10 protein-coding genes are annotated in these 12,070 nt (G+C 66.2%); 4 read left to right on the top strand and 6 right to left on the bottom strand.

Annotation, left to right across the window (positions count from 1 at the left end; translation table 11 throughout):
• Nucleotides 1-729: 729 nt before the first annotated feature.
• Entirely contained in the window at nucleotides 730-1,185 is a 456-nt protein-coding gene (locus AC5WS7_RS34980) for a universal stress protein (RefSeq protein WP_495958918.1), read from the bottom strand.
• Nucleotides 1,186-1,667: 482 nt separating this feature from the next.
• Nucleotides 1,668-2,531 carry an AraC family transcriptional regulator gene (locus AC5WS7_RS34985; RefSeq protein WP_495958919.1) on the bottom strand — a complete coding sequence of 288 codons (864 nt, stop codon included), beginning with the start codon at nucleotides 2,529-2,531 and terminating at the stop codon, nucleotides 1,668-1,670.
• Nucleotides 2,532-2,608: 77 nt separating this feature from the next.
• Between AC5WS7_RS34985 and AC5WS7_RS34990 the strand changes: the two genes are divergently transcribed.
• Nucleotides 2,609-3,082: a VOC family protein gene (locus AC5WS7_RS34990; protein WP_495958920.1), complete on the top strand. Its 474-nt coding sequence runs from the start codon at nucleotides 2,609-2,611 to the stop codon at nucleotides 3,080-3,082.
• Between the two features lie 182 nt (nucleotides 3,083-3,264).
• On the opposite strand, the gene uvrB is transcribed toward AC5WS7_RS34990, so the two are convergent.
• Nucleotides 3,265-5,436, bottom strand: coding sequence for an excinuclease ABC subunit UvrB (gene uvrB, locus AC5WS7_RS34995; protein WP_495958921.1), 2,172 nt, complete (start codon nucleotides 5,434-5,436; stop codon nucleotides 3,265-3,267).
• A gap of 271 nt (nucleotides 5,437-5,707) precedes the next feature.
• On the opposite strand from uvrB, the gene AC5WS7_RS35000 reads away from it, so the two are divergent.
• Nucleotides 5,708-6,316: a DUF402 domain-containing protein gene (locus AC5WS7_RS35000; RefSeq protein WP_495958922.1), complete on the top strand. Its 609-nt coding sequence runs from the start codon at nucleotides 5,708-5,710 to the stop codon at nucleotides 6,314-6,316.
• A 46-nt stretch (nucleotides 6,317-6,362) separates the two neighbouring features.
• Nucleotides 6,363-6,890 carry a ribonuclease FAU-1 family protein gene (locus AC5WS7_RS35005; protein ID WP_495958923.1) on the top strand — a complete coding sequence of 176 codons (528 nt, stop codon included), beginning with the start codon at nucleotides 6,363-6,365 and terminating at the stop codon, nucleotides 6,888-6,890.
• A gap of 4 nt (nucleotides 6,891-6,894) precedes the next feature.
• Here the strand turns inward: AC5WS7_RS35005 and coaE are convergent, their stop codons facing one another.
• Nucleotides 6,895-8,082 (bottom strand): dephospho-CoA kinase, encoded by a 1,188-nt coding sequence (coaE, locus tag AC5WS7_RS35010; RefSeq protein WP_495958924.1) that lies wholly within the window; start codon nucleotides 8,080-8,082, stop codon nucleotides 6,895-6,897.
• A gap of 309 nt (nucleotides 8,083-8,391) precedes the next feature.
• On the opposite strand from coaE, the gene AC5WS7_RS35015 reads away from it, so the two are divergent.
• Entirely contained in the window at nucleotides 8,392-8,607 is a 216-nt protein-coding gene (locus AC5WS7_RS35015) for a hypothetical protein (RefSeq protein ID WP_495958925.1), read from the top strand.
• A 10-nt stretch (nucleotides 8,608-8,617) separates the two neighbouring features.
• Here the strand turns inward: AC5WS7_RS35015 and AC5WS7_RS35020 are convergent, their stop codons facing one another.
• Nucleotides 8,618-10,147 carry a phospholipase C gene (locus AC5WS7_RS35020; protein WP_495958926.1) on the bottom strand — a complete coding sequence of 510 codons (1,530 nt, stop codon included), beginning with the start codon at nucleotides 10,145-10,147 and terminating at the stop codon, nucleotides 8,618-8,620.
• Between the two features lie 245 nt (nucleotides 10,148-10,392).
• Nucleotides 10,393-11,868 (bottom strand): 30S ribosomal protein S1, encoded by a 1,476-nt coding sequence (rpsA, locus tag AC5WS7_RS35025; RefSeq protein WP_495958927.1) that lies wholly within the window; start codon nucleotides 11,866-11,868, stop codon nucleotides 10,393-10,395.
• Nucleotides 11,869-12,070 lie beyond the last annotated feature (202 nt).

The raw sequence follows: 12,070 nt of genomic DNA on the forward strand, positions 1-12,070 counted from the left end.
GCGTCCCGACCGGGCGGGCACATCACCCGTAACCACTCGGCAGCCTGTTTCCGAAGCGTCCTCGTCTGCCGAAAGGACCACCTGATCAACGCCTTCCACACGGCCAACCGTCGTGCTGCACATACTCACTCCCCGACACACCCGACCGAGAACCGCTTCGGCACGCCGGAACAGTCAGGCCAACAAGCAACGACGCGACACAGCCCGGGCGTCACCGCGAAACCGTCGTCCGGCACACCGATCCGGCCGGCTGCCCGAAAAGCTTTCGCACATCCAGCCATCGCGGCACACGCACGTACCCACCCCGACCGACCCAGCGAAACCTGTGGTCGCCGGAACGGCCAACTGAATTGACCTCAGTCCCATACGCTTTGGCACCGCCAACGCAACAGGTATGCACCACCCGCGACCAATACGGTGGCGAAACGCCTCCCTACGCTGGAAAAGTAAGGAGAAATAAAGCCGACCCCACCAACTCTCGACCCCGCGACCGTGATGCCTCCGTGCGTACCCTCCCCCTCCCCGACGCGCCCAGCGGCGAAGCGTCTCCGTCCCGCTGGAAGTCGCCCGCGAAACGAAAGGCTCAGCAACACCAACCCCGAAGGTTTTCGGCGCGGGCTCGTCGTTCAGCCCTCGAAGCGCATGGCCGAAGGCCGAGTCTCGAGGGCTGAACGACGAGCCTCAAAGCGCCGAAAACCCGCCGAAGCGAAGCGGAGACAAAAGATACAGCTACCGCACTGTGTGGACGATCAGGACGTCCGAACGGGACTTGCGGGCGACATCCGAGGGCACCGAGCCGAGCAGGCGGCCGGCCAGGGTGTTCAGGCCGCGGTTACCGACGACCAGCAGGTCGGCCTGGACTTCCTTCACCAGGGACAGCAGCGAGTCGACCGGTTCGCCGACGATCGCCTTCTCCTGCACATCGGTGGCGCCCGCCGCGTGGGCCTTGTCCCGTGCGATTCGCAGAATCTCGTTGGTGGGCGCCGAGCCACGGACCTGGTAGGCCTCGTCCTTCAGCACATCGGTCGCGGCGGCGACGTCGCGATCGTCGGTCGGGTAGTAGGCGCAGGCGACATACAGGGTCGCGCCGGAGGCCCCGGCCAGGGCGGCGGCCTTCTCGACAGCGACGTACGACGAGTCCGAGCCATCGGTACCGACGACAATGGACCGGTAGGCGGTGGTCATCTCTCCTCCAAACGTACAAGTGGTCGGATGCCGGCGCATGACGTCCGCGACTGCGGGCGCCGCGCGGCAACTGCGCTAGACCATAACCGCTACCGAGTCGGAAAAATCCGAAATTGCATCACATCACACCGGGGTGCCGTGTAGCGCGTGCCACACATTCGCCGGAGTCTTCGGCAAGGGCCCGGACTACCAGCGTGAATCTCCGATGGCCCGGCCGCTGTGGCGACGTACGCCGCAATCGCGAACGGTCTTGCAGCACTGGGATTTTCGTCACAGTAGCGCTGTTCGTCGCGCCGCCGGGCCGGGCCGCGAGGACCTCGGCGTCCACGGGCAGCGAGTGAACAGCATTTACCCGCTCGGGAAGGTCCGCTGGTAGTTCGCCCGGAAATCCCGGCCAATTGTCGTGAATTACCCCAAGTTTCGTCGCGACGACAGATGTCCCGAGAGATACCGGCCGAGATAGTGGACAAATGCGTGCGAGGTCAATCCGCCGACCGCGCATATTCCAGCGGCGCCATTCCCACCTCGAGGGCGAACTCACGGGAGAAGTGGGCCTGATCGAAGTAGCCGAGATCCAGCGCCAGGGCCGCCAGATCCGCGGTACGGCCGTCGGCGAGCAGTTGCGCACCGTCCTGGAGCCGATAGCGGCGCAGCACCCACTTCGGATTGGCGCCGACATAACGCCGGAACAGCCGTTGCAAGGTACGGATCGGCACGCCGAAGCGCTCGGCGACCTGGTCGACGCGGAGCAGGTCGCGGTCCGACTCCATGGCCGAGATGATGCGCAGCAGGAGCCGGTAGTTGTCGTCCACGACGGCCGTGCGCGCCTGCTGGGCGAAGAAGTTCTCGACCACATCGCGACGCCGCTCGGTGGTGGGCTCGGCGAGCACCTGCTCGGTCAGCCCGGTCGCGCGGGGCAATACCTCGACGAGGTCGATCGCCGAATCGCGAAACGAGGCCACATCGAGTCCGGTGAAGGCACCGAAACCACCGGGCCGGAACTTCACCGCGAAAGTCTCGCCCTCCTCGGCCAATTCGCGGGTGAACTTGGTGGTGCAGACGCCGTTGACGAAACCACCGGTGCCGGCGGTCGTACGTTCGAAGGTCAGATTGACGCTCGGGAACGGCAGCACCTCGGCCATGAACGGCGGACACCCCCGCAGATCCCACCGCACCTCCCAGTACCACTCCACGAACCGGGACAGTTCCGGGCCCGCGGGAGCCCTGGTGAGGCTGCGATGCCGCGCCTGCGCGCGCGGATGCAGAATCCCCTTGACCACTTCCGGTGGCGGTATCGGAACACGTTCCAGCGCAGCGTCTTTCACGTCCGCGTCGGACGCGTTCACCGGTGCGCTCCGAACGTCCGGTCGAGCTGTCGCGTTCTTACAAGATCCGCCACGCGCCGACCGGCAGAGTCGTGCCCATGACGAACACCGTGAATCCGATTCCCGAGGGCTACCACTCGATCAACTGTTTCCTTGCCGTACCCGATGCCAACGCGGCCATCGAGTTCTACGGCACGGTTTTCGGCGCGAAGGTGCTGAGCCGCAACGACCTTCCCGACGGCCAGGCCGCCCACGCCGAATTGCAGGTGGGCGATTCGACCTTCCAGCTGGGTATGCCGATTCCTGCCGAAGGGGTGCGGGCTCCCGCCTCCGACTGGGTGCACACCAGCATCGTCCACTACTGCCCCGATGTGGACGCGGTCACGAAACTCGCCCGCGAGCACGGCGCCAAACGCGTCGAGGATCCGCAGACCTTCGTCACCGGCGACCGGTACGGCCTGGTCATGGACCCGTTCGGGCACCGCTGGGTGGTCATGACGCGAGTCGAGGACATCTCGCGCGAGGAGGGCGAACGCCGCGTGAACGAGTGGATGGCGAGCCAGTCGAGCTGATCGGCGCCGCCGGGCACGGCCCGCACCGCCCCGGCGGACACCGGAACCCAGGCACACCTTCCCTGTGCGCACTACCGCGTGCACGTGTGCCTGGGCCCCGGACTCCGCCAGGGCGGCACGCCCCGCCTCGACCGGGAAACCGGGCGATACGGGAGCCGAGCCGAAACCCAGTGGAACGGTACTCATTTCAACCCTGCCGCGTCCATTCCGCGCAGTTCTTTCTTCAGATCGGCGATCTCGTCGCGCAACCGGCCGGCGAGCTCGAACTGCAGCTCACGTGCGGCGTTCATCATCTGGTCGGTCATCTCCTTCACCAGATCGGCCAGTTCGGCGCGCGGCATGGACTTGATGTCGCGACCCTCGTAGACGCCCGCGCTGACCGCCCGGCCGGGTTCGCCCTGGGCGCGACGGCCGCGGCTGGCATTGCGGCCCGAACCGCCGATCTCGACCTCCGTCTCGTCGGCCTCGCGATACACCTGGTCGAGGATGTCGGCGATCTTCTTGCGCAACGGTTTCGGGTCGATCCCGTTGGCCTCGTTGTAGGCGATCTGTTTCGCCCGACGCCGCTCGGTCTCCTCGATGGCGTTGCGCATCGAATCGGTGACCTTGTCGGCGTACATGTGCACCTCACCCGAGACGTTGCGAGCGGCGCGGCCGATGGTCTGGATCAAGCTGGTGGTGCTGCGCAGGAAGCCTTCCTTGTCCGCGTCCAGGATCGCCACCAGCGACACCTCGGGCAGGTCCAGGCCCTCACGCAGCAGGTTGATGCCGACGAGTACGTCGTATTCGCCCAGGCGGAGCTGCCGCAGCAGTTCCACCCGACGCAACGTATCGATCTCCGAGTGCAGATACCGCACCCGCACGCCGAGTCCGAGCAGATAGTCGGTGAGATCCTCGGCCATCTTCTTGGTCAACGTGGTGACCAGGACCCGTTCGTCCTTCTCGGCGCGGACGCGGATCTCGTGCACCAGATCATCGATCTGTCCCTTGGTCGGTTTGACCACGACGTGCGGATCCACCAGACCGGTGGGGCGGATGACCTGCTCGACGAACTCACCGGAGGTCTGCCCGAGTTCGTACGGGCCCGGGGTGGCCGACATGTAGACCGTCTGGCCGATGCGATCCGCGAACTCCTCCCAGGTCAGCGGCCGGTTGTCCACCGCGGACGGCAGCCGGAAGCCGTATTCGACGAGGTTGCGCTTGCGGGACATGTCGCCCTCGTACATGCTGCCGATCTGCGGGACGGTGTTGTGCGACTCATCGATGATGAGCAGGAAATCCTCGGGGAAGTAGTCGATCAGCGTGGCCGGGGCCGAGCCGGCCGCACGGCCGTCGATATGCCGGGAGTAGTTCTCGATGCCCGAGCAGAACCCGACCTGCCGGATCATCTCCAGGTCGTACTGGGTGCGCATGCGCAGACGCTGGGCCTCGAGCAGCTTTCCCTGCCGCTCGAGTTCGGCGAGGCGCTGTTCGAGTTCGACCTCGATATCGGCAACGGCCCGCTCCATCCGCTCCGGACCGGCCACGTAGTGCGTCGCCGGGAAGATCCGGACCATATCCACCTGGCGCACCACATCGCCGGTCAGCGGGTGCAGGTAGTAGAGCGCCTCGATCTCGTCACCGAAGAATTCGATCCGGATCGCGAGCTCCTCGTAGGAGGGGATGATCTCGACCGTATCGCCGCGCACCCGGAACGAGCCGCGGGTGAAGGACATGTCGTTGCGGGTGTACTGCACGTCGACCAGCAGACGCAGCAACCTGTCCCGATCGACCTCGCCACCGACCTCGAGCTGCACGGACCGGTCCAGGTAGGACTGCGGCGTACCCAGGCCGTAGATGCAGGACACCGAGGCGACCACGACGACGTCCCGGCGGGAAAGCAGGCTCGAGGTGGCCGAGTGGCGCAGCCGCTCGACATCGTCGTTGATCGAGCTGTCCTTCTCGATGTAGGTGTCGGTCTGCGCGATGTACGCCTCGGGCTGGTAGTAGTCGTAGTACGAGACGAAGTACTCCACCGAATTGTTCGGCAGCATCTCGCGCAACTCGTTGGCCAGCTGGGCGGCCAGCGTCTTGTTCGGGGCCATGACCAGGGTGGGGCGCTGGGTGCGCTCGATCAGCCAGGCCGCCGTCGCCGATTTACCGGTACCGGTGGCGCCGAGCAGGACCACATCGCGCTCCCCGGCCTTCAACCGGCGGTCCAGCTCCTCGATCGCGGCCGGCTGATCGCCGGCGGGCCGATGCTCGCTGATCACCTCGAACCGCCCGTCGGCCCGCTCGATCTCGCCGATGGGCCGGAACTCCGAATGCGCCAGCGGTGTGTTGCCCTCGGCGGGCAGCTCGGATGCGAAAGCCATGGTTCACAGCGTAGGACGACCCACCGACAACATTCACCGCTCGATGCCCGCACCGTCAGCGCCCCCGGACGCGCCGCTCGCCCCGGCGGCGGTCGCCGATCACCTGGGAATGATCATCCGATGTCCGAAATGTCCGGTGACGCAACGGAGTTCGCGATCGGTGCCGAATTCGTCACGACGCGCGAGAAGTGCGTTTACGGCCCGGCGCAGCAGGCAATCCAGGTGTACTGTCGATCCGGTTTCCCAGGAAGTTCCAGATAGGGGCAGTGCAATGACGAGTCTCAACCCATTGCGCAACGCGGCACGCAACCTGCTCTCCACCGTGCACACGCACGGCCCGTCGCAGCATCCGGCCCCCGCGGCCGCACCGGCCCGCACGCCGCGCAAACCGTCGATCGAGTACTTCGACATCGCCGACTGCACCAAGACCGACGCCCGCGGCTTCGTCCACTCGGTGGAGAGCTATCACGCCGAGCCGTGGGGTCTGTACCTCGTGCGCGCGGCCGACACACCCCCCGATCGCTTCACCGAAGCCTGGCTGCTACCCGATCCGGCGGTGCGGGTCACCATGAGCCACGCGAACAACGCCCACGATCGCGACCCGATCTACCACGTACACGTCGGTGAGTACACCCGCCTGGAGCCCAAGCGCTGGCGCGCGATCGACCACTACCTCGATATCGTCTGCCGCAACGGCCACACCCCCGAGCTGCACGGCCTGGAGGATCTGTTCGCCGCACACGACGCGGGCTACGTCGACGCCGCCCAGGCGCAGCGCATCATCGAACGCGCCAATTCGGTGGTCGCCGGCATCGTCGCGCACGACCGGCACGTCGAGCGCTGGCTCGGGTCCGAGGGCATCACCCTCACCTGGTTGTAGTGGCAATCGGTGAATCGCCGGGCGATGCCCGGTAGATTCACGAAACATGTCCCAGGTGCCAGCGGTTCATCTGCATCGACCCAAGGTCGAGTACTTCGACATCGGTGAGCTCACCAACACCGACCCCAAGGGGTTCGTGCGGACCGTGGAGCGGTATCGCGTCGAGCCGTGGGGGCTGTATATGGCCCGCACGGCCGACCATCCCGAATTCCACTACCTCGAGTCCTGGTTGTTGCCCGCGAAGTCGTTGCGCGCCACCGTCTTTCACTTCACGCCCGCGCACCGCCGGGATCAGGACTACTACATCGATATCGGTGAGTTCGGCGAGATCGAACCGGGCCGGTGGCGTTCGATCGACCATTATCTGGATCTGGTCGTGCGCACCGGCCGCGATGCGCGGCTGCTCGATGTGGACGAGCTGCTCGCCGCGCACGCCGCCGGATATCTCGATCTGCCGCAGGCTCAGGGGGCGATCGAGGTCGCCACCGCCGCGATCGACGGCATCGCGCGGCACGGGCACGACTTCGGCCGCTGGATCGAGGCGTCCCTGGGTGTCACGCTGACCTGGCTGTAGCCGGTCAGCCGGCCTGTTCGGCCCAGCTCAGCACGCGGGGATAAATCTCCTCGAACCACGGGGTCTTCACGTCGATGTATGCCGCGATCGCCGCCTCGCCGGTCAACCCCGCCGCACTCGCCTCGGCCTTACGCTTGACCGCCAGGTACTCCTCGCGCGCGGCGGGTTCGGCGCGCAACCAATCCCGGAACGCGAGTGCGAAGCGCTGCCCGGGCCGGCCGTCCACCCGGATGTGCACGTTGGCCGGCCGGGCCGGGTCGGCATTGCCGTGAATCCGTTTGGCCCACAGCGCTGGATCGGTTCCGAGCTTCGGATCGTCGGTGAGGTACGGGCCACGCGGGAAACCAGCGTCCTGCAACGCATCTCGAAGTACGTCCGCGGTCTCCAGATCGGCCACGGTGATCTGGACGTCGATGACGTCCTCGGCGGGCAGTGCGGGCACGGCCGTCGAGCCGATGTGATCGATGCGCAGCGCGGCGGCTCCGCAGGCCAGGGCGAGCCGGGCGATGATCCGCTGGGCCTGCGCGGGCCAGGACGGGTCCGCGTCGGTCAACCGCACCGGGCCGCGCTCGGGCAGGGTCCGGGTGCGCAGGTTGTGTTCGAACGGCACCAGGCGCTCGTCCCACAGCGCACGCACCTGCGGCTCCAGATCCTCCGGAGCACCCGAATTGTCCAGCAGCACATCGGCGACCGCTCGCCGCTGTTCGTCGGTCGCCTGGGCCGAGATCCGGGCCAGCGCGTCGCGGCGGGAGATACCGCGGAACGCCTCGAGCCGGTGCACCCGCGTCTCCAGCTCCGCCTCGACCACGACGACCAGATTGGTCATCGCCCCCAGGCCGTTCTCGACCAGTAGCGGAACATCCTGCACGACAATGCCATCCGCCGGTGCGGCGGCGATGATCTCGGCGGTGCGGGCGCCGACCAGCGGATGAGTGATCGAGTTCAGCGTGCCCCTGGCCTCGTCACTGGCGAATGCCCTGGCCGCCAACGCGGGACGATCGAGACTGCCGTCCGCGGAAAGGATGTCGGCGCCGAACGCCTCGACCAGCGCGGCCAGTCCCGGGGTACCCGGCGCCACCACTTCGCGGGCGATCGCGTCACTGTCGACCAGAACCGCACCGCGTTCCACCAACAGCCGCGCCACCGTCGACTTACCCGCTCCCATGCCTCCGGTGAGACCGATACGCAACATCGGACCAGTCTCGCATCCGGACGAGGAGCCGGCCCGCCCGACCCGGCCGCAGCCGGCGGGCGAGCCGGCGCAAAAGTCCGGAATACCCACACCCGCAATATCTTTCACGCGGTTGATGGATACATTTCCCATTCCGTGACGGCAGCGATATCAATTCGCAACTTTTTCCAGCCGATACCGACCTGTGGTCCGAGAATTTCCGACACGCAAGGACACAAGTCGATCAAAATCGCCGATCACCCACTTTCGTTCCGCTAATCTTTCGCCGCAGGCGATCCAGGCCACAGACGAGCAAGCGAAGGAACAGCATTGGGCATCCGAAACATCCAGACGGGTCGCCACCGACTTGGCGCGCCAGGCGGGGTGCACTGCCTCGAAATCCCTGCCGTCGCGGCCGCATTGGCGGCGTACCGCCGCACCTGGCTCGTCGCCCTGGTCAATCCGGCCCGGCACAGCTGGGCCGCCATGCGCCGCCGCACGGCGCTGGCCGCGGTGCCCTGGGTCCCCGCGACCGCCATCGGCTGACGCCCGCCAATCACACCAGTCCGCTCGGCCGCCTTCGGCTGCCGTGCCGCTGGGCCGGCATCGCATTGGGCGGCACCGGATAGGGAATTCCCTTGTCCTGCGTACCGAGTCCGATATTCGGGCCGCACTGGGCCAGGGCCGCGGCGGTACGGGAATTCGGATCGGAAATTCGTGGTGGGACCTTGTCCGGCGCGGAACCGAAATCGAAGGCGGAGGTCATATCCCCGGTGACCCGTCGTCGCCAGGCCGTCAGATTCGGCACGTCGACGCCGAAACGCCGCTCCAGCAAACGCAATTGGGAGGTGTGGTCGAAGGTTTCGGAGGCGACCAACCCGCCGCGCGAGTACGGCGAGATGACCAGACACGGTACGCGGTAACCCAATCCGATCGGGCCCGCGATCCCCTTGGCCGCGGGTACCCGCTTCAGATCGGCGGTCAGATACTCTCCCGGCGTGCCGTGCGGAGCCGTCGGCGGAGTCACGTGATCGAAGAATCCGCCGTTCTCGTCGTAGCTGACGATCAGGGCGGTCTTCTCCCACACCTTCGGATTCGAGGTGAGGATGTCCAGGACCTGCATGATGCCGACCGCGCCGAACGCGGGCGGCAGCGCAGGGTGTTCGCAGTTCATCAGCGCCGGGATCACCCAGGAGACCGACGGCAGTTTGTCGGCGGCCACGTCGGCGGCGAAATCGTTCGGATACACCGGGGCCTTACCGCGCCGCGCCAGTTCGGAATTCGGGTCGGCGGCCTGTTTGAAGCAACTCAGCATGCCGTCCAGGAAGACCGAGGAGATCGGGCCGACGTCGCGGTTGTTGTACATCTTCCAGCTGACCCCCGCCGCGGACAGATTCTCGGGCATGGTGCGCCAGCTGTAGGCGTTCTGCGGCAGGAGCGTCGGCGTCTCCACCAGCGGGCCGCCCGCAACGCCCTCGGGATCGATGTGCGCGGACATCCAGTACAGCCGATTCGGATCGGTCGGGCCCAGAACCGAGCAGTGGTAGTGGTCGCAGATCGTGAAAGCATCGGCCAGCTCGTGGTGGATCGGGATGTCCTCGCGGGTGTAGTAACCCATTGCGGCAGGGCCGTTTCCGGCGCCGACGCTCGCGATCGACATCGGCATCCACCGGTCGTTGCGCCCGCCGTTCCAGGATTGATGCATTCCGGACCAGCTGTGGTCCGGATCGTTGATGCACTCCCCGTCCAGGCTCGCACCACGGTTGGTGTCGAGCCGGAACGGCAGAATGTACCCCTCCGCGCTCGGCCCGACGCCCGGGGCGTACCCGTACTGCCGCCAGGCCGCCGATTTGTCGCCGAAGCCCCGGACTCCGGACATCGTCCCGAAGTAGTGGTCGAACGAACGGTTCTCCTGCATCAGCAGCACGAAATGTTCGATATCGCCGAGCCCGCCCATACCGGCCGGATCGGCCGCGTACGCGCGTTCGATGATCGGGTTCGCCAGCGAGGCCAGCGCCGCGGCCCCGCCCGCCGCCATCGCCTTGGCCAGGAAATCGCGCCGATTGATGCCGTCGAACAGACCCATGCCGCCCCGAACCCTTCCAGAACTGTGAAACGATCGAATTTCAATAGCGCCGATGACGCTACCGCACAACCTATCCGGTCGCGGCGCGACTTTCAGGGTCCACCGGGAAGGGGCGGGGTTCCGCGCCGCGACCGATTGCGGATTCCGCGGTGGACTCGGAGGTGTCATCGCCGAGGGCGCCGGGACGTCCCAGGAAAGGGCGAAGGCCCCGGTCGGTCGACCGGGGCCTTCGTCGGACGTGCGAATTACGCGTTGCCGGACAGCTTCTCGCGCAGCGCGGCGAGCTGCGCGTCGCTGGCCAGCGAACCGCCGGCCGACTCCGTGGCGGAGGAGGACGACGAAGCGTTGGCCTGCGCACCGCTCTCGGAGGAGTAGTTCGACGAACCACCGTTCGCGGCCTCGGCGGCGGCGTCGGCGGCCATCTTCTCCATCTGCGCGGTGTGCATCTTGTGGCGACGCTCCGCCTCGGCGTAGCGGCCCTCCCACTCCTCGCGCTGCTTCTCGAAGCCCTCGAGCCATTCGTTGGTCTCGGGGTCGAAGCCCTCGGGGAAGATGTAGTTGCCCTGCTCGTCGTAGCTGTCGGCCATGCCGTACTTCGACGGGTCGAACTCGGCGTGGTAGTCCTCGTTCGCCTGCTTCAGCGACAGCGAGATCCGGCGACGCTCCAGGTCGATGTCGATGACCTTGACCATCGCGTCGTCGCCCACGGCGACAACCTGATCCGGCACCTCGACGTGGCGCTCGGCCAGCTCGGAGATGTGCACCAGGCCCTCGATGCCCTCTTCGACGCGCACGAACGCACCGAACGGAACCAGCTTGGTGACCTTGCCGGGCACGATCTGGCCGATTGCGTGGGTGCGGGCGAACTGACGCCACGGGTCTTCCTGAGTCGCCTTGAGCGACAACGAAACCCGCTCGCGGTCCAGGTCGACGTCGAGAACCTCGACGGTGACCTCCATGCCGACCTCGACGACCTCGGACGGGTGGTCGATGTGCTTCCAGGACAGCTCGGAGACGTGCACCAGACCGTCGACGCCGCCGAGATCGACGAACGCGCCGAAGTTGACGATCGAGGACACGACGCCCTTGCGGACCTGACCCTTCTGCAGCTGGTGCAGGAACTCGCTGCGGACCTCGGACTGGGTCTGCTCCAGCCAGGCGCGGCGCGACAGCACCACATTGTTGCGGTTCTTGTCCAGCTCGATGATCTTGGCCTCGATCTCCTTGCCGACGTACGGCTGCAGATCGCGGACCCGGCGCATCTCGACCAGCGAGGCGGGCAGGAAGCCGCGCAGGCCGATGTCCAGGATCAGACCGCCCTTCACGACCTCGATGACGGTGCCCTTGACGGCCTCGTCCTTCTCCTTGAGCTCCTCGATCGTCCCCCACGCCCGCTCGTACTGCGCGCGCTTCTTCGACAGGATCAGGCGGCCTTCCTTGTCCTCCTTGGTGAGAACGAGGGCCTCGACCTCATCGCCCACGGAAACGACCTCGTTCGGGTCGACATCGTGTTTGATGGACAGTTCGCGGGAAGGGATGACGCCTTCGGTCTTGTAACCGATGTCGAGCAGAACCTCGTCGCGATCGACCTTGACGATGGTGCCTTCGACGATATCGCCATCGTTGAAGTACTTGATCGTCTTGTCGATTGCGGCCAGGAAGTCCTCGGCGGAGCCGATGTCGTTGACGGCTACCTGCGGCGAGGTGACGGTGGTGGGCATATGTTGGGTTGCTCCGGACGGATTGTGGTCGGTAGTGGACATTGGAACTTTCGGTTTCGCTGCTAACTCACAGCCACGGGAACTACGTTGGACCTGCACAGCACATCGCCGCGACACAGCACAACGCTGTACTCATTACCTGGACTCACAGCTCACGAGTGACATCAGCAATCACGTACCGGGTACGCGAGTACTGAAGACA

This window comes from Nocardia sp. PLKS1-43 (genome assembly GCF_059510335.1).

Excerpts from the sequence above, each read along its gene's own strand:
- AC5WS7_RS34980 (WP_495958918.1), bottom strand. The coding sequence starts at position 1,185 with ATGACCACCGCCTACCGGTCCATTGTCGTCGGTACCGATGGCTCGGAC.
- AC5WS7_RS34990 (WP_495958920.1), top strand. The coding sequence starts at position 2,609 with ATGACGAACACCGTGAATCCGATTCCCGAGGGCTACCACTCGATCAAC.
- uvrB (WP_495958921.1), bottom strand. The coding sequence starts at position 5,436 with ATGGCTTTCGCATCCGAGCTGCCCGCCGAGGGCAACACACCGCTGGCG.
- AC5WS7_RS35000 (WP_495958922.1), top strand. The coding sequence starts at position 5,708 with ATGACGAGTCTCAACCCATTGCGCAACGCGGCACGCAACCTGCTCTCC.
- AC5WS7_RS35005 (WP_495958923.1), top strand. The coding sequence starts at position 6,363 with ATGTCCCAGGTGCCAGCGGTTCATCTGCATCGACCCAAGGTCGAGTAC.
- coaE (WP_495958924.1), bottom strand. The coding sequence starts at position 8,082 with ATGTTGCGTATCGGTCTCACCGGAGGCATGGGAGCGGGTAAGTCGACG.
- AC5WS7_RS35020 (WP_495958926.1), bottom strand. The coding sequence starts at position 10,147 with ATGGGTCTGTTCGACGGCATCAATCGGCGCGATTTCCTGGCCAAGGCG.
- rpsA (WP_495958927.1), bottom strand. The coding sequence starts at position 11,868 with ATGCCCACCACCGTCACCTCGCCGCAGGTAGCCGTCAACGACATCGGC.